This is a genomic window from Mesorhizobium sp. AA23, assembly GCF_001672435.1.
In the GTDB taxonomy this organism is placed as follows: domain Bacteria; phylum Pseudomonadota; class Alphaproteobacteria; order Rhizobiales; family Rhizobiaceae; genus Mesorhizobium.
In genome coordinates this window covers 586935-607118 of the sequence record NZ_LYTP01000012.1, presented here as the reverse complement: position 1 = coordinate 607118, position 20184 = coordinate 586935, and the positions used below count along the sequence as shown (strand labels likewise).

The window sequence follows — 20184 nt, the reverse complement described above, 5'->3', positions numbered from 1 at the left end:
TAAACCATCCGTTCAACGTATGGAGCTTTTGCATGAGGGACGTCGCCAAGCCGGCTAATGCGGGTTTTTCGCAGGCCGGCATTGATTTTCCACCCCCCATCGGCGGTCTGCTCAAACGCAGTTTCGATATCGTCGGTTCCCTGGCGGGTCTGGTCCTGCTCAGCCCGCTCTTTCTGATGGTCGCCCTGCTGGTCAAGCTTTCCGACCGCGGCCCGATCTTCTACGGCCACAAGCGGATCGGTCGCGGCGGAAGGATTTTCGCCTGCCTCAAATTCCGCACCATGGTGCAGGATGGCGAGAAGGTGCTCGCCGCGCATCTGGCGGCCAATCCGGATGCCGCCGCCGAATGGGCGGCGACGCGCAAGCTGAAGGACGATCCGCGAGTGACGCGTGTCGGCGCGGTGCTGCGGAAGCTCAGCCTCGACGAGCTGCCGCAAATCATCAACATCCTGCAGGGCGACATGAGCCTGGTCGGGCCCCGCCCTGTCGTACGCGACGAGCTCGAGATCTACGGCAGCGCCGCAGTCTATTATCTGAAGTCGCGCCCGGGCCTCACCGGGCTGTGGCAGGTGAGCGGGCGCAACGACGTGTCCTACGACACGCGCGTCGCCTTCGATCGCCACTATGTCGAGAACTGGTCGATGGTCGAGGACATTCGCATCATCGTCAAAACCGTGCCTGCCGTGTGGATGGCGCGCGGCAGCTATTGACCGCCAGCCTGTCCCGCCAATCTCGGGACAGGCGTCCGGCAGTAATCTCATCGGGCGGATGGGGCTAACGCGGATCGGAAACGTTCATTGAAAAACCACCCCCTCGGACTCCTTTCCAAGGCGCCCAGCCGGTTTGCGGCCGTGGCGCTTGCCCTGTCTCTTGCGATTCCCACTATGGCGGTGGCTGGAGACTATCGTCTCGGGCCGCAGGACAAGCTCAACATCCGCATCGCCGAGTGGCAGACGGTCGACGGCACGTTCCGCGACTGGTCCTCCATCAACGGCGACTATTCGGTCGGCCCCGCCGGCACGCTCTCGGTACCGTTCGTCGGCGAGATGCAGGCGGCCGGCAAGACGACCTCGGAGATCGCTGCGGCGATCGGTCTCGCGCTGCAGCGCAAGCTGGCACTGCCCGACAAGCCTGAAGCCTCGGTCGAGATGGCGCAGTTCCGGCCATTCTACATTTCGGGCGAAGTGCAGAACCCTGGCCAGTTCCCCTACGTGCCGGACCTTACGGTACTGAAGGCGGTGAGCATCGCCGGCGGCATCCGGCGCAACGCCGATTACGGCCCTCAGCTCGGCAAGGACCTGGTCACCGCCAAGGGCAGTTTCGATATCTATGACGACCAGCGGCTGCGGTTGATCATAAAGCGTGCGCGCATCGACGCAGACCTTGCCGGCAAGACGAGCTTCGAGATTCCGAAGGAGGCCGTGGACGACCCGAGAACGCAGGCCATCGTTGCCGACGAAATGCAGATCCTCACGGCCGACCAGAAGGCGCTGAACCTGAAGCTGGACGCGCTTGATGACCTGAAAGGCGTGCTCGAAGGCGAGATCGAATCGCTGCAGAAGAAAATCGCCAACCAGCAGCAGCAGGTGGATCTGGCGCAGCAGCAGCTCACCAGCATCGGTCCGCTGGCCCAGAAGGGCCTTGTCGCCAATGCGCGACTGCTCGATTCGAAACAGTCGGTGGCGGACCTGCAGGGCAAGATCCTGGACTATGAGACGGCCATCCTCACCGCCAAGCAATCGATCAGCAAAGCTGATCAGGACGCCATCGATGCCCGCAACACGCTCAATTCCAACCTGGCCGCGAGCCGGCAGCAGGCCGAGGCCGACCTGAACGAGGCGACGCTGAGGACTGCCATGCAGAAGGGCCTGATCGCCGCGGCCTCGGATCCCGCAATGGCGGCTGCCATAACAGGCGGCCAGGAACCGGCCCTGCTGTATTCGCTGGTGCGTGTTGCCGACGGCAAGACCAGCGAGATCGACGCCAAGGAAGACACGCCGGTGCTGCCGGGCGACGTCATCAAGGTGAAGCTGGCGCCGAGTGCCGGCGGCCCACCCATGGCCAGCCAGTAGCCGGGCGCCCGGGCCTCGCTCAGCGCGGTCCGCGGGAGGAACAAGTCAGGCTCGTTCGCGCCAAGGTGCGGGCGAGCAATCTGTTTGGACCGCTTGAAGGCATAGAATGCAGCCTGCCGCTCCGCGTCACGTCTACCTGAACCTCGACGCCATCCGCGGCGTGGCGGCGATCAGCGTGATGCTCTATCACTTCTCGCCCTTTCTGGCCGACGGCAAAGTGCTGCCGTCGAGCTATCTTGCGGTAGACCTGTTCTTCCTGCTCAGCGGCTTCGTCATCGCCCACGCTTACGACCGCAAGATCGAGAACGGCATGGGCTTCGGCACCTTCCTGGCCATCCGCTTGATACGCCTCTACCCGCTCTACCTCGCCGGCACGTTGCTCGGCTGCTTCTATCTGCTGGTCAAGAACAGGCTGATTGCGACGGAATACATGCCGTTGTCGGAGATCGGCACGCAGCTCACGACAGGCATGCTCTTCATTCCGCTGGTCGGCGATGCCTACCATACGATCTTTCCGCTCAATCCCGCTTCGTGGTCGCTGTTCTTCGAGCTGATCGTCAACATCGCCTATGCCGCCGTCTTCTTCCTGCTGTCGAAACGTGTGCTGACGGTGCTGGTAGCCGTCAGCCTGGTGCTGCTGATCGTCGCCTCGGCACTTGCCGGCACGCTCGATTTCGGCATGACCGGCAAGACCATCATTAGCGGGCTCCCGCGCGTGTCGTTCTCCTTCTTCCTCGGCGTGCTGCTCTGCCGGTCGATGGCGCGCTACCAGGATGGCCTCGGCTTTCTGCGGCGCGGCTGGTGGGTCGAGGCCGCGATCCTGCTTACGCTGATCGTCTTCGCCATCGCGCCTGCGGGTGCTGCCGGGCGTGTCGCCTACGACCTCGCCTCTATCGCCGTCGTGTTCCCGCTGATGGTGGTGACCGGCGCGGTGGCACCCACGGCGCCGCGACTGGCTAGCTTCTATGGCTGGCTGGGGCGGGTCTCCTACCCGATCTACATCATCCACACGCCGATGCTGATGATCATCGCGGGGGCCGGCAAGGCGGCGTCGGTCGACCCGTTCGCGCATCATCCCTGGTTCGGAATCGTGATGGCCGTTGTAGTCATCGTCATCGCCGACATTGCCACCCGCGTCTATGACGAGCCGGTGCGCCGCTTCCTGCAACGGCAAATGCAGCGCTCGCGAGCCGTGGCCTAAATCGCGTCGCAATCCTTCAGATTTGCTCCGTGCTCTTTTAGGCTTTTGGTCTTACGCATGTCCTTGACCCGAAACCGGTTCTCGCTTTCGGGGGACTAGGCGAAAACCGCGATCAGACCGGCGCCGGCATGTGGCCGTTGGCAGATTTTTCATCCTGGACAGGAATGGCAACCCGCCGTCGCCGGGCAACCGGCAGCGGGGTCAGCTTGAACAGGCCATAATAGACGATGAAGGAGGCCATGAAATAAGGGCCGAGGATCTCGACCTCGAAGAAGGAGCGGATCAGCATCAGCCCGACGGCGCCGGCGAGCACCACCGAATCGGCGCTCCAGACCCCGAACACCACCTTCGAGATATGGCCGTAGAAGGCGCGCAGGATGATCAGCGCCAGCATGGTGACGCCGACGAAGCCGATCTCGACCAGGGTCTCGATATAGGTGTTGTGGAAATGGAAGCCGGTGCGGGTCGTGATGTAGAACTCCGCCCACAACCGTTCCGGATCGGCGAACCCTTGCACCCAGTAGGCGGCATAGCCGTAGCCGAGCAGCGGGTGCAGCTGCGCCGCCTCCCAGCCCTGCTGCCAGAGATAGGTGCGGCCGGTCAGCGTCGAATCCTTGCCGAAGATGCCGAGCACGACGTCCAGCAGGCCGAGGTTCAGCGCGGCCACCACGCCGGCTACCAACGCGCCGCCGCCGACCACGAACAGCACGCGGCGGTAGCGCCGCGACAGGACCCTGCTCATGGTGAGCAAGATGACGATGCCGAGCACCGCCGGCAGCGAGGCGACGGATGTCGCCGAGTGGGAGATTGCCAGCATGTATGCCGACATCAGGATGATCGGCGCGGTCCAGAAGAAGCTCAGCCAGTTGCGCCGGTAAAACATCAGGAAGACGAAAGACAAAAAGATGCCGAACGACGAGAAGAACCCGACCTGGTTCTTGGAGGCGAAGGCGCCGACGAAATTGAAAGTGCCGTCCATTATGTCCAGCGCGTAAGCGTTGACTTTCAGCGAGTAGAGCAGGACGACGAATATCCCGATCAGCGATCCCAGGACCAGCGTCCGCACGCTGATGGTGCGGGCCGCGATATAGGCAGAGACGATATGCGAGGAATATTGCACCGCCGCACGCGCGCTGATGCCGGCGGCCTGCGACCAGAAGACCGACAGGCAGACATAGGTCGCGAAGAGTATCGGCAGCCAAGCGTTTGAGAGCTTCCAGGTGAAACGCCGGTAGTCGACGAAGAACAGCGGCAGCCAGACCGCGTAATAGGCGAGGATCAGGACCTGACCGACATTGCTGGAATAGGCAAAGGCAAGAACGGAAACCGCGACGGCAAAGGCGCCATAGGCCTTGTTTGCCTCCGGATCGAGCAGAATGGATTTTGGAATCTTCATGCCGGATTTTTCGTCCGTTCAGCCTTGGAGCAATTCCAGGAAAAGTGTGTGACTGTCTTTCGTCGGGAATTGCGTAAACAACAGTTAGCGCGGTTCAGTGTCTGATAGCCGGCACGAGCCGACGTTCGGCCCTACCGGGTTCATTGTGCACTGCAGCATAATCTATCGCCCTATCGCCGGTGGCTCAACCGGAAATGTTGCCACGGGCAAAGAGGCGTTATCACAGGCATATTGCATAGCGAAAAGGCCGGAATGGGGCGGCCTGTTGCTCGTTGGCGGATGATCCTTCCCGAAAATCGATTTCGATTATGGCTCATGCGAGAACAGGTCCCCGAGCATCACCACCGAGCGCGAGCTCTTCCTGCAGTTCTTCCAGCACCGCGCGGAGGTGTAGCTGGAGGCGTGCCATGGTAATGCGGTCGTTGCAATGAGATAGGACAACCGCCTACGCTGTGAGGAGTCTATTGCGCCGGAGAGAGACGAATGGCCAAACCGCGAATCTTCCTGGGCTCGTCAGGAAAACAGAAGAAGCTGTTGCAGGCGCTGCAGCGTGGCCTTGAAGATATTGCCAATGTCGAACCTTGGACGACATCCTTCAATCCCGGGACGACAACACTGGGGCGTCTCCTCGAGCTGACGCGCGAGGTCGACTTCGCCGCTTTCGTGTTCGCCCAGGACGACTGGACGAGCGCGAGCCAGCCGGAATCGACCACCACTGTTCCCGCCCAGGCTTCTCCGCGAGACAATGTGGTTTTCGAGGCCGGCCTGTTCGGCGGGGTTCTCGGCATGCGCCGGACCTTCATCCTGCATGCGAATGGTGCCAAGCTTCCCAGCGATCTGCTCGGCCTGACGTCGGTACGCTACGGCGAGGCAGCGACCGCCGCGGAGACCAGAGCGATCAATCAAAAACTGCGAAATGCCATCGAAAATGAGGGGCGAGTCGCCCGCATAGAGGGGTTTTGGTGGCAGTTCTCCCTGTCAGAGCGCACAGCAAGGGAGCCTTCCGCGGTCAGTCTGCTCAGGATCTCGCGGGACCGCAACGGCGCGCTGGAGCTGAACGGCCGCTCATGGCAAGAGAATGGCAGCCTGTCGGCCAGATACTGGAGCGAGGCGTCGAAGGAGAAAGGAGAGTCTTCGGGCATCTTCTACTATTGGAACGGGGAACGGCCGTTGGACGCGAACGCGCCGCAGCTGCACGGGACAGGCGAAATCCGGCTGGAATCCGCCGAGCGCGCGTCCGGATATTTCACCACACGTTCGGACACGAATCCGGAGGTGAATGCGCGAACGTCCGGCGTCTATCTGCGCGCCGATCCGCAGGACTTAACCATCCTGGACGGGAACGACAATCAGCGGCGCGTGGAGTTGATCGCAGAACGGCTAAGTCACTGGAAGTCGATCAAGAATGTCTGACGACAGTGCGGGCGATCGCGGCGAAGGCGCCGGCGCTTGACGAACGCACCGTTCGGCCCAACAGATTGTCGGGAACGTCTCGATCCCGGAACATTGGCGGATGCAGGCTGGGGCACTGACCGACTATACCATAAGGCTGTTCGAGCGCGGCTATATCTGCCTGCCGCTTCGTGCCGGCGGCAAGCATCTCGACCTCGCGGCCATGGAGTATGATCCGTTGCACCTGCGGACGCTGCGCAAGGACCTGAAGGAACTGGCGTTCACCTCCATCACCTTCCAACTGGCGCAGAAGCCGCCGGGCCGCAGCGACGTCGCGCGCTGGTTTGGCGACTTTGCCGGCAATGTCGGCATATTGGGCGGATTTGGGAACCTGATGATCCTCGATTTCGATGACGACGCCGGCTACCGTGCCTGGCGGTCCGGTCACAAGGCGATTGCGAACGGCACGCCGATAGCAAAATCGCCGAGCGGATTTCATGTCTATCTAAGAACGCGGGAACCGGTGATCTCTTCCAGCCTCCATTTCGGCTTGCGCCGGGTGGGTCACGCGAAGGCGCTGGGCGGTTATGTCGTGGGCTGCCCGTCGGTGCTGAAGGACGGCTCCTCCTACAGCTGGATCGAAGGCCAGTCGCCATTCGACATCGAACCTCAGGTGGTGGGCAATCTTGACAGTCTTTCGCTGCGCCCCGTGTCGGTGCTCAAGCATTGCTATGACCGCCTGCTCAAGCGTGGCTTCTTCGAACAGCAATGAGCGGCTCACCTATGGCGGCTGACATTACCGTCGTTATCCCGGCAAGAAATGCGGCTGCAACCATCGAAGCGGCACTCGGCAGTCTGGCCTCCGACAGAGCGGTCATCCGCGAGATTCTCTTGGTCGACGACGGATCGGACGACCAGACGGCTGCGATGGCGAGGCAAAGCGCGCACCGTCACGGCTTGCCGCTGGACGTGGTGGGCGTTCAACTGGGCAGAGCGGGCGCCGCGCGCAATGTCGGACTCGAGCGGGCAAGCGGCACATCCATATTCTTTCTCGATGCCGACGACGAGGTGATGCCCGGCAGCCTGTCGCGGCTGAGCGCGGCGCTGGCAGGCCGGCCTTGCGCCGGCCTTGCCGTCGGGGCCAGCATACGGCGGACAAAAAGCCGGCCGGACAAGCTCAAGGCACCGCAAGGCTACGGCGCGGACCGGCGAGAGAATGTGCGACGCTACCTTCGCAACGAAGTGTGGCCAATCGCGATGGGAAGCGCGTTGGTCGCCGACTGGGCGACCGCAAACCTCCGCTTTCCGGAAACGATCGGCCTCGATGAGGACACCTGCTACTGGACCGCCGTGCTGGCCCGTGCCGACGTGGTTACCGTCGAGACCCCGGTGCTGCTCTACCACCATGACGAGGAACGTATGGCGCGCCGCTTCATCACGGCACCGCGCAGGACCTTCCTTGCCATAGCGCTGGAACTGAACGGGCTGGCTGCCGCCGGCGTCGAACGGGAGGCGGTGCAGTGGCGCAAGGCCTGGATAGCTCAGCGGATCGCCCGACAGCTGATCAGGCACCGCAAGTTCGCCGATGCTGGCGGCATGATGCGCGCGGTCCGAGCGCATAAGGAGCTGGGGCGCAGTTGGAAGGCGATGCGATATCTGGCCAGGATCCGAATCGGGCGACTGACCGAGACTGAGGCTAGGATGTCGCCAATGCCCAATTCAGCGACGTCGCGCCGCACGCTGATCATATGCCACGACCCGCCGTTTCCGCCGAGGTCCGGCGCCGATCTCAGGAATTTCGGCAACGCGACGGCGGCAGCCGCGTTCGGCCCGGTCTGCCTGGCCTCGCTCCTGCCGCGAAGCAGCGACGTCCAACCTGCCGGGCCAGACATTCGCGTGACCGAGCTTATCAACAAGCCCGAACCGCGAGCGCCTTCGCTCGCCCGCTGGAGGGCCAAGGGCGAGAGCCGGATACCGCTCCCGGCGCTGGCGCGGCTCAAGGCGCTCGTGGCGGATTTTCGCCCGGATACTATTGTCGTCGAAGGCGTTGGTCTGTTCAGATTTCTCGCTCCGTTGCGGCCGATGGTCCGGCAACTCGTTCTGGACATGCACAATGTCGAATCGGATCTCGCCGGTCAGTTGCCGCGCAAGAAGCGTTGGCGGCCGTTTTCCTCAGACCTCAGGGCGCTCGAGAGAAAGGCGGCAGCCATCGTCGACCGTATCTGGGTGTGCTCGCAACGGGATCGTCAGCGGCTGGAGGCGTTTGTCCGGCCGCAAGTCCCCGTCCACATCGTGCCAAACGGCATCCCGCGAGCGGACGAGCTGCCGCGGCTACTGCCGCTGCAACGAGCCGTCTCGGATGCGTTTCCGCTCATCCTTTATGTTGGCCATCTGGGCTATCAGCCGAACGTCGACGCCGCCGAGCGGCTGGGGCACACCATCTTGCCCCGCATTCGCCAGACGCTGCCGACCGCGAAGCTCGTTCTTGCCGGCCGTTCGCCCGAGTCGCGCGTTCGCGCCCTGGCAAGACTGGATGGGGTCAGTCTGGTCGAAGATCCGGACGATATCAGACCTCTGTTGTCCGTTGCCCATCTCGGCATCGTCCCGCTTGCCATGGGCGGCGGCACGCGCATCAAGATCCTCGAAGCAATGGCCTGGGGGGTCCCGGTCATTGCAACGCCGCTGGCAGCCGAGGGTCTCAACCTGATCGAGGGCGACGAGGTGCTTCTGTCGGACACCGACGAGGGATTGGCCGACATAGCGGTCAGACTTTGTTCCGACCATGCGCGCATGGCCAGCGTTCGCGCCCGGGCCCACGAGGCCGCGTGGTCGCGGTTCGGGCCGCAGGCGATCCGCGATGCCGTCGGTCAGGGCCTGGGCACGCCCTTCGCCGCCGACTGTGACCAAGTTCAAGCCGTGAGCCGCGGATGATCCCGAAAATCCTGCACCAGACGTGGAAGACCGACATCGTCCCACCCCGTTTCCAAGGCTATGTCGACAGCTGGAAGCGGCATCATCCGGACTGGACGATGATGTTCTGGAACGATCGGACTTTGCTCGAGTTCGTGGCCGCACACTATCCCAGCTTCCTGCCGACCTTTTGCAGCTACGAGTATGGTATCCTGCGCGCCGACGCGGGCCGCTATCTGCTTCTCCACCATTTCGGCGGCGTCTATGCCGATATCGATTGCGAATGCGTGGCGCCGTTCGATCCGATCCTGGGCGAGGATCGGATCGTGTTCTGCACGGAGCCGGACGCCCACGCACGCGTGCAGGCGGACTTTCGCGGATTGCCTTACCTTCTGTTCAACGGGACCATGGCCAGCCCGCCGGGGCACCCATTCTGGCTTCATTTGCTGTCGTTCCTGCCCGGGCTCGTCCGCGCAAAACAGGCGATCGACGCCACCGGGCCTTGCGTGCTTACCTCCGCGCAACTCGGCTATCCAGACCAGACGGCGTTTGCGATCCATCCGGCCGAGTTGTACTCGCCTCTCGATTCGTCGGGAAAGCGGGCGGGCAGCGGCGGCATGACGTTGTCGATCCACCACTGGGCGGGCACATGGTGGACGCCGGAGAAGCCCGCCCGGTTGCGGCATAGGCTGCGCAAGTTGATCTACCAGGCCCGGCACCGCCTGACGCGCGGGACTATTTCCGATGAGCAAGCCGCCCGGCAAAGCGTCAGCCAAGCGGCCGTCGCAGCGCGGCCACCATCGGGATCCAACCTCGCCGTGCTGGTGCCGCTGCGCGATGCGGCCCAACACATAGAGCCATTCCTCGCCGCGTTGCGGCAGCTCGACTACCCAAAAAATAGGATGAAGCTCGTCTTTTGCGAAGGCGACAGTTCAGATGGCAGCTGGGAGCGGCTGCAAGGTGCCACTGCGGCCCTGGGCAAGGACTATCGGGAGGTCGTGCTGCTGCGGAAACAACTCGGCACCGAGCTTGACCGCGACAAGCGAGCGAACCGGCAGCTGCAACGCGTCAGGCGCAGCGGCATCGCCAAAGTGCGTAACCATCTGATCGATAAGGGGCTGACCGAAGAGGACGACTGGGCGCTGTGGATCGACATCGATGTCTGGCGTTTTCCAGCGGATGTCGTGACCCGGCTGATTGCAAGGGGGCACCGCATCGTCGCGCCGCACTGCGTGAAAGTCCCAGGCGGCGACAGCTTCGACCTCAACAGTTTCGTCACGGTGCGGCACAACAGAGATCATAACTACTTCCGCCATGTTCACGACGGTCTCTATCAGCCTCCGCGGCACACCCATGCAAGGCTGCATATGAGCGATGTCCGCCACCTCGACAGCATCGGCCTGGACGGTGTCGGCGGCACCATGCTCTTGGTCGATGCCGCCTTGCATCGCGGCGGCCTTCGCTTTCCGGAGATCCCCTATCGCGACCTGATCGAGACCGAGGGTTTCGGTGCCCTGGCGAACGATCTCGGCATCAGGCCGATCGGACTGCCGCGGCTGGAGATACAGCACGTCCCTTGGTGAGGCCCGTCTTTCCCAGTTTCCTTCCAGAAACGGCCGGCCGCGGAGGGCAGCGTCGCAGGTGCGCGCGGGCAGCGCCGCGCCACCATCAATCGTGCAACTCTCTCGCGATTGGCGGGCCAACGCTGAAGCCCGAGAACATCACCTCGAAGCCTTCGCGCTGCGGCGAGCAGCACATCATGCCGACGTTGACGCTCCGCGAGACCGGGAAATGGGCCAGCCGCACCGGTTTCCAGCGGCCGTCCGCGGCTTCGAGGTACTGAACGCGAATGGCTTCGGCGTGTCGGGTCAGACGAATCCGTACGCCGTCGGGGTCGGTCGGAATGCTGACCAGCGACCAGTCGGAGGCGTCGTTGGTGACGACAACGGAAAAATAGGCGAGGCCGTCCGTGTATTCGATACCGGCCTTGATCCAGTGCGTTTCGCTGAGCCGCAGCATCAGGCCGGCCTGATCGTAGAGCGCCTTGTATTCGCCCTTGACGGTGACCTCGGCGCTGAAGTCGCCCGCCACGGGACGATAGAGGAAATGGCCATTGTCGCGGCGGAAGCCGTAGAAGGTCTCGCGCCAAAAATCCGTCTCCTTGCCGGTGCGGACATGAAGCGTCCCGTCGCCAAACACATGGCGCGGCGGCGGGTTGAGCCAGGCCATTCCGGCGAAGTCGGACGTCATGACGCCTGCCCGTCAGCCGGCGAACGTATAGGCCGTCTTGACGGTGGTGTAGAACTCCATGGCGTAGCGGCCCTGCTCGCGCGGGCCGTAGCTCGAGCCCTTGCGGCCGCCGAACGGCACATGGAAGTCGACGCCCGCCGTCGGCAGGTTGACCATTACCATGCCGGCTTCGGAGTTGCGCTTGAAATGCGTCGCGTGCTTCAGGCTTGTCGTGCAGATGCCGGAGGTCAAGCCGAACGGCGTGTCGTTGGCCACAGTCAGCGCCTCATCATAATCCTTGACGCGGATGACATTGGCGACCGGGCCGAAGATTTCTTCGCGCGAGATGCGCATGGCGTTGGTGGCGCCGGTAAACAGCGCCGGCCTGAGATAGAAGCCGGGAGTTTCGCGCTCCAGCCGCTCGCCGCCGAAGGCGAGTTCAGCGCCTTCCTGGCGGCCGATGGCGATATAGTCCTCATCCTGTTTGAGCTGGGTCTGGTCGACGACCGGGCCGATCTGGGTCTTGGCGTCCAGCGCGTCGCCGATGACCAGCTTGTCCAGGCGTTCCTTCATGGCGTCGACGAAGCGGTCGTGGATCCCTTCGGTGACGATGAGGCGCGAGGACGCGGTGCAACGCTGGCCGGTCGAGAAATAGGCGCCGTTGACGGCACAATCGACGGCCACCGCAAGGTCCGCATCGTCGAGCACGACCAGCGGGTTCTTGCCGCCCATCTCGAGCTGGAACTTGCGCATATGCTCGACACTCGCCGCGGCGACACGCTTGCCTGTGCCGACAGAGCCGGTGAAGGAGATGGCGTTGACGTCCGGGCTGTCGAGCATGGCCTGGCCGACGACAGAGCCCTTGCCCATGACGAGGTTGAGAACGCCCTTCGGCAGCCCGGCACGATGCAGGATGTCGACGATGGTCCAGGCACTTTCGGGGACCAGTTCCGCCGGCTTGAAGACGATGGTGTTGCCGTAGGCCAGCGCAGGCGCAATCTTCCAGGCGGGAATGGCGATCGGGAAGTTCCACGGCGTGATGATGCCAACCACGCCGACGCCTTCGCGGGTCATCTCGACACCGACGCCGGGGCGCACGCTCGGCACAAGCTCACCAGACAGCCGCAGCGTCTCGCCGGCGAAGAAGTCGAAGATCTGCGCGGCGCGGATGGTTTCGCCGACGCCTTCGGCCAGGGTCTTGCCTTCTTCGCGAGCGAGAGACCGGCCGATCTCGTCCTTGCGCGCCATGATCTCGTCGGAAGTCTTCTTCAGCACGGCATGGCGCGCCAGCGGGCCGGAGCGCGACCAGGCCGGGAAGGCCGCCTTGGCGGCCGCGATGGCCTGCTTGGCCTCCTCCGGCCCGGCCGAGGCGTATTCGCCGACCACATCGTTGGTGTTCGACGGGTTGATGTTGCGCGAGCCGGCCTCGCCCAGCCACTCGCCGTCGATCAGGTTCTTGCGGAGCACGGTCATCTTCATTCCTTCGAGATTGGCTTGCTTCTTCGAGATTGGCTGGCGTGGCAAAGCGCCGGTCATTTGTCAGACAAATGATATAGCCATGGTCTGCGGAAACGTCTACCCGAGAAGCTTTCGATAAAGGTAGGCGCGCGGCGGTGGAAGTCCACCGGCTTCGTCCGCGCCCCCTGTCACGACAAAGCCCTGACGGCCTCCTTCAGACGGAAAACGACCAGAACAGGCAGGCGAGCGTTGCCGCGGCGAAGATGACGAAGAACAGGCTTCTGAGCAAGATGTTGCGGCGAAGCTCATTCATGGCGAGATGCGCGCCGACGATCGCCGGGACGAACAGGAAGCGCCAGTTGAGAAGGGTCCAAGGCACCTCACGCTGGCCGAGCGCCCATCGAGCGAGAAGCGAACCGACAATGGCGGCGAACAGCACGATCGTTGCCCAGAAGATCGCGTCGGCGGCATGCGTAAGCACAACCCCGGCGGCGCGGATGGGCAGGATCAACATCAACAGCGCGCTGAAGGAATAAATGGCGGCGATGGCCAGGAACGAACCCGCGTCGGCAATGCCGTCGAGGCGCTTAACGACGAAGGCGCCTTGAGGGTAGCCGTGCTTGGCGACCGCCAGCGACAGCGCCATCAGCAAGGCGCTCAGAACCGTGACCAATGCGAATGTGCCGAGAGCCTTGCTCATGCCGTTCCCTGTCGAGACGAATCACGGGAGTCTAGCAGAGCGCGGCTGCCGAAAACCGCAATTCACCTCGCGGCAGTATCGAAGCGTCAGGGCTCTTGCGAGGCCGAGTGGAGTTCGGCCTTGCGCCGGGCGGTCTCCAGGCCGACGTCGATGAAGCGGCGCGCATGGCGGGCCAATTCCATGTTGTCGGTCCACAATTGCGCCAGATCGCCGTCTTCCTCAAGAGGTTCTCGCCGACGATCTCGGAGGAGAAGGATTCGCGTCGAGCACGACAGCGCAGGCGGGGCCGGTGCAGGCGTGGCGACGACGCTGGTCTTGTCCGGGATATTGGCCGATCTAGGCGACCTGACCGGCCCGATTACACATTGGACGCCTTCCGCCGGCGCTGACCTATCCGATGCGAGCGCCGCTTGCCGGATCGAACAGATGCAGCGCCGCTGGGTCGGCGGCGAGGCGGACCGCGTCGCCCGGTTTGACATTGCTGCGGCCCATGACGAAGACGCAGATCTGCTGGTTGGCCAGCCTGACATAGAATTGCGTCGACAGGCCGAGCGGCTCGACGACCTCGACCTGACCTTTCAGCGGGCCGTCGTCGGCCAGCCGGATGTGTTCCGGCCGCAGCCCGACGGTCAGCGCATCGCCATCCTTCAGCGGCAATCCGTCCGGCAGCCTCAGCTTCTGGCCGTCGGCCAGCACGGCATCGACCTTGCCGCCCTTGGCGACCTTTGCCGGCAAAAAATTCATGCCGGGCGAGCCGATGAACCCGGCGACGAAAGTGTTGGCGGGACGATCGTAGAGCTCCAGCGGATGGCCGACCTGCTGCACATAGCCGTCATGCATGACGACGATGCGGTCGGCCATGGTCATCGCCTCGACCTGGTCGTGCGTGACATAGACCGAGGTCGTCTTGAGCTGCTGGTGCAGCGCCTTGATCTCGGCGCGCATGTGGACGCGCAGCTTGGCGTCGAGGTTCGACAGCGGCTCGTCGAACAGGAAGACTTTCGGATCGCGCACGATGGCGCGGCCCATGGCGACGCGCTGGCGCTGACCGCCGGAGAGCTGGCGCGGCAGGCGGCCGAGAAAGGTCTCCAGACCGAGGCGCTTGGCGGCGGCGCCCACCCTGCCGTCGATCGTCGTCTTCTCGGCCTTCTTCAGCATCAGGCTGAAGCCCATGTTCGAAGAGACGTCCATATGCGGGTAGAGCGCATAGGACTGAAACACCATAGCGATGTCGCGGTCCTTCGGCGCCACATCGTTGACCAGCCGCTCGCCGATTCGGATCTCGCCGCCGGTGACCTCCTCCAGGCCGGCGATCATGCGCAGCAGCGTTGACTTGCCACAGCCGGACGGGCCGACCAGCACGACGAACTCGCCGTCGGCGATCTCGAGATCGACGCCGTGCAGGATGCGCAGCGCTCCATAGTCCTTCTCGACATGTTGCAGGGTGACGGAAGCCATCGATTATCCTTTGACAGCGCCGGCGGTAAGGCCGGTGACGAGATAGCGTTGCAGGAAGGCGAAGAAGATGCAGACCGGGATCAGCGCCAGGATGGAGGCCGCCATCATCTGCCCCCAGTCGACGGCGAACTTGCCGATGAAGGTGAGCAGGCCGACGGCAAAGGTCTTCTGCTCGTCGCTGGAGATCAGCATCAGCGCGAACAGCAATTCGCTCCAAGCGGCGGTGAAGACGAAGCCGAGCGTCGCCCCCATGCCGGGCAAGGTGAGCGGCACGATCACCCGGCGCATGGCCTGGGCGCGCGTGCAGCCGTCGATCATCGCCGCCTCCTCCAGATCCTTCGGAATGCTGTCGAAGAAGGACTGCATGAGGAAGGTGGCGAAGGCGGTGTTGAAGGCGGTGTAGATGATGATCAGCCCGGTCAGGCTGTTGGTCAGGCCGAGATCGCCCATGATGCGGTAGATCGGCGGGATGACCATGACCAGCGGGAAAGTCTGGGTCAGCAGAAGCAGGATCGCTAAAGTCGCTTTGCCGCGGAAGGTAAAGCGCGACATCGCATAGCCGGCAAGCGTGGCGATGACGGTGACCAGTGCGGCCGTCGACACCGAGACGATGACGCTGTTCAGAAAGTAGCGCGGGAAGTCGGAAGCCTCCAGCACGGTGTCGAAGTTCTTGAGCGTCATTTCCGATGGCCAGAACGTTATGCCTTCGGAATAGAGCAGCCGCTCCGGCGTCACAGAGATCTTCAGCGTCCAGAAGATCGGGAACAGCGCGAAGACGACATAGGCGGCGATCGCGGCGTAGAGGCCGATGCCGCCGGCGATGCGCGAGGAGGTGGAGCGGCCGGCGATCATCAGACATGCCTCACAAGCGTGCGGCGGACGGCGATCAGGCCAACCGCATAGGCAATGAGCAGCACCAGCAGCAGAACCGCGACTGCGGACGCATAGCCTTTGTCCAGCGACTTGAAGGCGCTGACATAGATGTAGACCGGCACCGTGCTGGTCGAGCCTGCCGGTCCGCCCTCGGTCATGACGAAGATCAGGTCGGCGAAGGTCGCGATCCAGATGGTGCGCAGCATGACGGTGATGACGATGGTCGGCGCCAGGAACGGCAGCGTCACCTTGGTGAAGCGCTGCCAGGGCGAGGCGCCGTCGATGGCTGCCGCCTCATGCAGTTCCGACGGGATCGACTTCAACGCCGCAAGCAGAGTGATGGCGAAGAAGGGAATGCCGAACCAGATGTTGGCGACGATCGGCCCCCACATAGCTGTGGCCGGATCGGAAAGCACGTTGGTCGGCTCGGCCTTCAGGCCGAGCGCGAAAAGCCAGTGCGGCAGCGGGCCGATGATCGGGTTGAACAGCCAGGCCCAGGTAAGGCCGGAAAGAAAGGACGGCACCGCCCAGGGCAGGAACACCACGGCCTGCACGACCTTGCGGCCATAAAAGGGCTTGTCGAGCAGCAGCGCCAGACCAAGCCCGAGGAAGAACTGGAAGAACAGGCTGGCGGCCGTCCACCAAAGCGTGTTGACCAGCGCCTGGCCGAGCACCGCGTCGGAGAGCATCGCTTGGTACTGGCCGAGCCCGACATATTCCGATTTGAAGGCGGAGAATTTGCGGAAGGAATAGCTGATGCCGATGATCAGCGGCACCAGGAGCACGACGACCAGCAGGACGATAGCCGGCGAAAGATAGAGCCAGGGCTCGATCGCGGCCTTGCTCAGCCGCTTCTTGCGCGGCCGGCCCGTCGATCGGATTTCGGACACTGCGTAGGTCATCGATTTGGCTCTACGGGTGATGGTGAGGCCAGCGTGGCGACAGCGTCCTTCTCCCCATTCTACGGAGAGAAGACGCCGGTTCACCCTCCGTAGCTGCAGCGCAGCTGCTGCGGAGGAGGGCAGGCAGATGAGGAGCGGAGCCGACTTTCAGGATTCGGCGCTGCCCCTCATCCGTCACTTGTCCGTGAATGTCGTTCTCCCAAAACCGCTTCGCACTTTTGGGCGACATTCATCGGGTGACACCTTCTCCCCGCAAGTGGGGAGAAGGAAGAAAGGTCACTTCTTGTTCTTGGCCAGCCAGGCCTGCTGCTCCTTGGTCAGGAACGCCGCCCACTCGTCGGCCACCTGCTTGGCCGGCTTCTGGCCAAGCAGCACTTCCTGGAAGTTCTTGATCGCCACTTGGTCGACGAAGTTGCCGAGGTTTTCCAGATGCGTCGGCGGCGTCACCATTTCATACTTCGAGCTGTCGTTGAGCTCGGTGAACCAGCCTTTGAACTGCTCGGTCTTGAAGTGGGCGTCCTGATCGGCGCCGTTGTGGATCGGGACGACGCCGACTTCCTTGGCCCATTCCAGATTGTCCTTGGGCGACAGCAGCGTCGCCATCAGCTTCCAGGCTTCGTCCTTGTGCTGCGAATTGGCGAACATCGCCCAGCCGGCATAGCCCAGCGTCGGATAGGATTTGCCGCTCGGGCCGACCGGCAGCGGCGCGACCGCAAAGTCGTCGGCGCTCATCTTGTCGGCGATGCCGAGCAGCGCGTCCGGATCCTGGTTGAGCATGGCGCAGGTGCCGGAATAGAAGCCGGTCACCGTCTCGTTGAAGCCCCAGCTCACGGAATCCTTCGGCGCCAGGCCGTTCTTGTACATGTCGGCCAGCATCTGCAGCCCCTTGACCGAGCCCTCGTCATTGATGGTCGAGGTGCCGTCCTCGGTGAAGTAGCCGCCCTTGCCGGCGGCGATGTTCATGAACATGTGCATGCCGTTGAAGGCGCCCGGACCGCCGCGCAGGCAATAGCCGTATTTGCCGGGAATGGCGGAGATCTTCTTGGAGAACTCGACGAACTCGTCGAGGTTTTCCGGCGGACGGTCAAGACCCGCTTCCTTGAAAAGCTTCTTGTTCCAGAACAGCGCGTTCACATAATAGCCGTAAGGGATCATGAACTGCGTGTTGTTGACAGTCGAGCCGAACTGCTTGGCGCGGTCGCCGAGCGTCTTGGCGTCGTCCCATTTGGCCATGTAGGGGCCGAGATCCTCGAGCTGGCCGTTGTTGGCATAGAGGCCCATCCAGCGTTCCGGCATCTCAACCACGTCGGGCGTGTCGCCGGCCTGAACCATGGTGAGAAACTTCTCGAACGCCTGACCCCAAGGCAGCGAGACGAGCTCGACCTTGATGCCGGGATTGGCCTGCTCGAATTCGGCGATCTGCTTCTTCAGGAATTCGGTGCGCGGCGGGCTGGTGATGACCTCGACCATCTTGATGGTGGTGTCGGCCAGCGCGGCCCCGGCGGAAATCGCCAGGCCGGCAGCGGCGGCAAGCAGGATTGTCAGTCTTTTCATGTTCGGAACTCCCATTTTGAACACCTTATTTTTTTGCCTTGTCGAAGGCCTGGGCGATGTCGGCCCAGAGGTCCTCGACGTTCTCCAATCCGACATTGAAGCGGATGGTTCGGGGGCTGACGCCGAAGCGCGCCATCGAATTGAGACCCGGCGTCTGCTCGAGCGAGGCCTTGGCGGGCACGACCAGGCTTTCATGGCCGCCCCAGCTGACGCCGATGCGGAACAGCTTCAGCGCATCGACGAAAGCCGGAATGTCGACATCTTCCGCGACCTCGAAAGAGAACAGCCCGGCATAGCCGGCAAGCGTCTTCTTGCCGGGATCATTGGAGTAGGCGGGATGGTTGACCCGCTCGACCTTGCCATGCGCCTTCAGCCGCTCGGCGAGCGTGAGACCGCTCTTCATATGATGCGGCAACCGCAGCGGCAGCGTGCGCAGGCCGCGCAGCAGAAGCCAGCCCTCGAAAGGCGACAGCTTGCCGCCAAGCGATGAATAGGTCTGCTCGTTGATGTGCTTGATATGCGCGGCCGAGCCCGCCACCACGCCAGCGACGGTGTCGCTGTGGCCGCCGAGATATTTCGAAGCCGAGTGCAGCACCAGATCGACACCATGCGAAATCGGCTTCTGGAAGACGGGCGTCGCCCAGGAATTGTCGATGGTGGTGACGATGCCCTCACTTTTCGCCAGCCGGGTCAGGTGCTCAATGTCCTGCAGCTCGAACATCATCGAGGTCGGGCTTTCGAGGTAGAGCAGCTTGGCGCCCGGAAGCGCCGCCGCCACCGCATCGGGGTCCGAGCCGTCGACATAGTCGACCTTGATTTGCAAGCGCGGGAACAGGCGCTCGAACAGGCGGTAGGCGTCGCCATAGCAGTTGCGTACGGCAACGATCCGCTCGCCGGCGCCGACGAAGGCAAGCACGGTGGCGCTGATAGCCGCCATGCCGCTGGAGAAGCCCCGCGCGGCTTCCGCGCCTTCCAAGGCCGCAACACGCGCCTCGAATTCCATCACCGTCGGGTTGTCGCCGCGCGAATAGATCGGCTGCCTTCTCCTGCCGGCAAAGGTGTCGGCCATGTCGGCGTAATTGTCGAAGGTGAAGAGCGATGTCTGGTAGATCGGCGGCACCACAGCGCCGCCGGGGAACGGATCGTCATGCGCGAGAAGAGTCGCCGCCTCGCCGAGATAGTCGCTGGCCAAAGAAGCCGGGTCGAACCCTGTGGGATGCTCGTTCATTTGCGGTCCAAAAGCTTGAGGTTGGCGGCGCCGCGCTTGAGGTCGTTTTCGACAGTAGCGATGAGCTTCAGCGCTTCGGCCCGGGCTCCCTCCGGGTCGTGCGCGGCGATGCGGTCGAAGATGGTGCGGTGATAGGGAAAGCTGGCATGGCCGAAATCGCGCACGCCGAGCGGATGTTCCCAGAAGCGGTGGAACAGCTCGTGCATGGCGCTGATGATCTGCTCGAACAGCGGATTGCCGGAGGCGCGGTAGACCGACTGGTGGAACTCCCAGTCTTCCTCCGACGACATGCCGGCGCGGCTGTGGAAGGCTTCTTCCATGATGTCGAGCTTGCGCTCGATCTCGGCGACCTCAGCCTTGCCGGCGCGGACGGCGCAAAGAGCGGCGGCCTCGGCCTCCAGCGCGCGGCGGATCTCCAGGGTGCGCATCAGGCCGGCAAAGTCGTTGCCGCCGGCAAGGGTCAGCGGCATGTGCAGCATGTCGGGCGAAACCGCCGCCTTGAGGTAAGTGCCGCTGCCCTGGCGCCGCTCGACGAGGCCCAGCCCCTCCCAGCGGGTGAGTGCCTCGCGAACCGTGTTGCGGCTGACCTTAAGGCGCTCGGCCAGGATGCGCTCGGTCGGCAGTTTTTCACCGGGACCCAACGCCTCCTGCCGCACGAAGCCGGCCAACGCCTTCAGAACCGCATCATCGCGGGCCGTCGTCTGGATCGGCGGGAGAGGGTCGGTCACGCTGGTGAATTCCGAAAGTGGTTCAATGGTCCAACCAATTTCTGCATGAACGAAGAGGTGAGTCAACCACGCATGGTGCGATT

At 63.3% G+C, this 20184-nt stretch carries 17 protein-coding genes and 1 pseudogene; 7 read left to right on the top strand and 11 right to left on the bottom strand.

The features are described 5' to 3' along the window. Positions 1–32 precede the first annotated feature (32 nt). The 3 genes from A9K66_RS13555 to A9K66_RS13545 all read left to right on the top strand — a co-directional run bounded on the left by A9K66_RS13555 (position 33) and on the right by A9K66_RS13545 (position 3273). Positions 33–710: a sugar transferase gene (locus tag A9K66_RS13555; protein WP_067003431.1), complete on the top strand. Its 678-nt coding sequence runs from the start codon at positions 33–35 to the stop codon at positions 708–710. A gap of 174 nt (positions 711–884) precedes the next feature. Further along, positions 885–2072, top strand: coding sequence for a polysaccharide biosynthesis/export family protein (locus A9K66_RS13550; RefSeq protein ID WP_156751068.1), 1188 nt, complete (start codon positions 885–887; stop codon positions 2070–2072). 106 nt (positions 2073–2178) lie between these two features. Continuing rightward, positions 2179–3273 carry an acyltransferase gene (locus A9K66_RS13545; protein WP_067324218.1) on the top strand — a complete coding sequence of 365 codons (1095 nt, stop codon included), beginning with the start codon at positions 2179–2181 and terminating at the stop codon, positions 3271–3273. Between the two features lie 112 nt (positions 3274–3385). Here the strand turns inward: A9K66_RS13545 and A9K66_RS13540 are convergent, their stop codons facing one another. Continuing rightward, positions 3386–4669, bottom strand: a complete 1284-nt coding sequence (locus A9K66_RS13540; protein WP_067324216.1) for an O-antigen ligase — start codon at positions 4667–4669, stop codon at positions 3386–3388. Positions 4670–5152: 483 nt separating this feature from the next. Between A9K66_RS13540 and A9K66_RS13535 the strand changes: the two genes are divergently transcribed. From A9K66_RS13535 to A9K66_RS13520, 4 genes are all read left to right on the top strand, one after another. Further along, positions 5153–6082 carry a TIR domain-containing protein gene (locus tag A9K66_RS13535; RefSeq protein WP_067324214.1) on the top strand — a complete coding sequence of 310 codons (930 nt, stop codon included), beginning with the start codon at positions 5153–5155 and terminating at the stop codon, positions 6080–6082. Positions 6083–6182: 100 nt separating this feature from the next. Next, entirely contained in the window at positions 6183–6833 is a 651-nt protein-coding gene (locus tag A9K66_RS13530) for a bifunctional DNA primase/polymerase (RefSeq protein WP_082953848.1), read from the top strand. Between the two features lie 11 nt (positions 6834–6844). Beyond that, entirely contained in the window at positions 6845–8992 is a 2148-nt protein-coding gene (locus A9K66_RS29480; RefSeq protein WP_082953847.1) for a glycosyltransferase, read from the top strand. Beyond that, positions 8989–10554, top strand: a complete 1566-nt coding sequence (locus A9K66_RS13520) for a glycosyltransferase (RefSeq protein WP_067324211.1) — start codon at positions 8989–8991, stop codon at positions 10552–10554. Before A9K66_RS29480 ends, A9K66_RS13520 begins: the two co-directional genes overlap by 4 nt. 85 nt (positions 10555–10639) lie before the next feature. Here the strand turns inward: A9K66_RS13520 and A9K66_RS13515 are convergent, their stop codons facing one another. The 10 genes and pseudogenes from A9K66_RS13515 to A9K66_RS13475 all read right to left on the bottom strand — a co-directional run bounded on the left by A9K66_RS13515 (position 10640) and on the right by A9K66_RS13475 (position 20101). Next, positions 10640–11221 (bottom strand): DUF1349 domain-containing protein, encoded by a 582-nt coding sequence (locus A9K66_RS13515; RefSeq protein WP_067324209.1) that lies wholly within the window; start codon positions 11219–11221, stop codon positions 10640–10642. Positions 11222–11233: 12 nt separating this feature from the next. Beyond that, positions 11234–12673 (bottom strand): aldehyde dehydrogenase family protein, encoded by a 1440-nt coding sequence (locus A9K66_RS13510; RefSeq protein ID WP_067324714.1) that lies wholly within the window; start codon positions 12671–12673, stop codon positions 11234–11236. Between the two features lie 199 nt (positions 12674–12872). Continuing rightward, on the bottom strand, positions 12873–13358 hold the full coding sequence (locus A9K66_RS13505; protein ID WP_067324207.1) for a hypothetical protein: 486 nt from the start codon (positions 13356–13358) through the stop codon (positions 12873–12875). An 86-nt stretch (positions 13359–13444) separates the two neighbouring features. Continuing rightward, a pseudogene (locus A9K66_RS29475) lies at positions 13445–13617 on the bottom strand (sugar phosphate isomerase/epimerase); the annotation flags it as partial. Positions 13618–13748: 131 nt separating this feature from the next. Continuing rightward, positions 13749–14816 carry a sn-glycerol-3-phosphate ABC transporter ATP-binding protein UgpC gene (gene ugpC / locus A9K66_RS13500; RefSeq protein WP_067324205.1) on the bottom strand — a complete coding sequence of 356 codons (1068 nt, stop codon included), beginning with the start codon at positions 14814–14816 and terminating at the stop codon, positions 13749–13751. 3 nt (positions 14817–14819) lie between these two features. Then, positions 14820–15668: a carbohydrate ABC transporter permease gene (locus A9K66_RS13495; RefSeq protein ID WP_067324203.1), complete on the bottom strand. Its 849-nt coding sequence runs from the start codon at positions 15666–15668 to the stop codon at positions 14820–14822. Continuing rightward, entirely contained in the window at positions 15668–16591 is a 924-nt protein-coding gene (locus A9K66_RS13490; protein WP_067324201.1) for a sugar ABC transporter permease, read from the bottom strand. The genes A9K66_RS13495 and A9K66_RS13490 overlap by 1 nt, the downstream gene beginning before the upstream one ends. A 276-nt stretch (positions 16592–16867) precedes the next feature. Further along, the gene (locus tag A9K66_RS13485; RefSeq protein WP_067003717.1) at positions 16868–18145 is read right to left on the bottom strand and encodes a sugar ABC transporter substrate-binding protein; all 1278 of its coding nucleotides are present in this window, start codon (positions 18143–18145) and stop codon (positions 16868–16870) included. Positions 18146–18170: 25 nt separating this feature from the next. After that, positions 18171–19373, bottom strand: a complete 1203-nt coding sequence (locus tag A9K66_RS13480; protein WP_067324199.1) for a PLP-dependent transferase — start codon at positions 19371–19373, stop codon at positions 18171–18173. After that, complete coding sequence (locus A9K66_RS13475) at positions 19370–20101, bottom strand: FadR/GntR family transcriptional regulator (protein WP_067324712.1); 732 nt, start codon at positions 20099–20101, stop codon at positions 19370–19372. Before A9K66_RS13475 ends, A9K66_RS13480 begins: the two co-directional genes overlap by 4 nt. Positions 20102–20184 lie beyond the last annotated feature (83 nt).

Coding starts and splice junctions, on each gene's coding strand:
- A9K66_RS13555 (WP_067003431.1), top strand. CDS start 33: ATGAGGGACGTCGCCAAGCCGGCTAATGCGGGTTTTTCGCAGGCCGGC.
- A9K66_RS13550 (WP_156751068.1), top strand. CDS start 885: ATGGCGGTGGCTGGAGACTATCGTCTCGGGCCGCAGGACAAGCTCAAC.
- A9K66_RS13545 (WP_067324218.1), top strand. CDS start 2,179: ATGCAGCCTGCCGCTCCGCGTCACGTCTACCTGAACCTCGACGCCATC.
- A9K66_RS13540 (WP_067324216.1), bottom strand. CDS start 4,669: ATGAAGATTCCAAAATCCATTCTGCTCGATCCGGAGGCAAACAAGGCC.
- A9K66_RS13535 (WP_067324214.1), top strand. CDS start 5,153: ATGGCCAAACCGCGAATCTTCCTGGGCTCGTCAGGAAAACAGAAGAAG.
- A9K66_RS13530 (WP_082953848.1), top strand. CDS start 6,183: ATGCAGGCTGGGGCACTGACCGACTATACCATAAGGCTGTTCGAGCGC.
- A9K66_RS29480 (WP_082953847.1), top strand. CDS start 6,845: ATGGCGGCTGACATTACCGTCGTTATCCCGGCAAGAAATGCGGCTGCA.
- A9K66_RS13520 (WP_067324211.1), top strand. CDS start 8,989: ATGATCCCGAAAATCCTGCACCAGACGTGGAAGACCGACATCGTCCCA.
- A9K66_RS13515 (WP_067324209.1), bottom strand. CDS start 11,221: ATGACGTCCGACTTCGCCGGAATGGCCTGGCTCAACCCGCCGCCGCGC.
- A9K66_RS13510 (WP_067324714.1), bottom strand. CDS start 12,673: ATGACCGTGCTCCGCAAGAACCTGATCGACGGCGAGTGGCTGGGCGAG.
- A9K66_RS13505 (WP_067324207.1), bottom strand. CDS start 13,358: ATGAGCAAGGCTCTCGGCACATTCGCATTGGTCACGGTTCTGAGCGCC.
- ugpC (WP_067324205.1), bottom strand. CDS start 14,816: ATGGCTTCCGTCACCCTGCAACATGTCGAGAAGGACTATGGAGCGCTG.
- A9K66_RS13495 (WP_067324203.1), bottom strand. CDS start 15,668: ATGATCGCCGGCCGCTCCACCTCCTCGCGCATCGCCGGCGGCATCGGC.
- A9K66_RS13490 (WP_067324201.1), bottom strand. CDS start 16,591: ATGACCTACGCAGTGTCCGAAATCCGATCGACGGGCCGGCCGCGCAAG.
- A9K66_RS13485 (WP_067003717.1), bottom strand. CDS start 18,145: ATGAAAAGACTGACAATCCTGCTTGCCGCCGCTGCCGGCCTGGCGATT.
- A9K66_RS13480 (WP_067324199.1), bottom strand. CDS start 19,373: ATGAACGAGCATCCCACAGGGTTCGACCCGGCTTCTTTGGCCAGCGAC.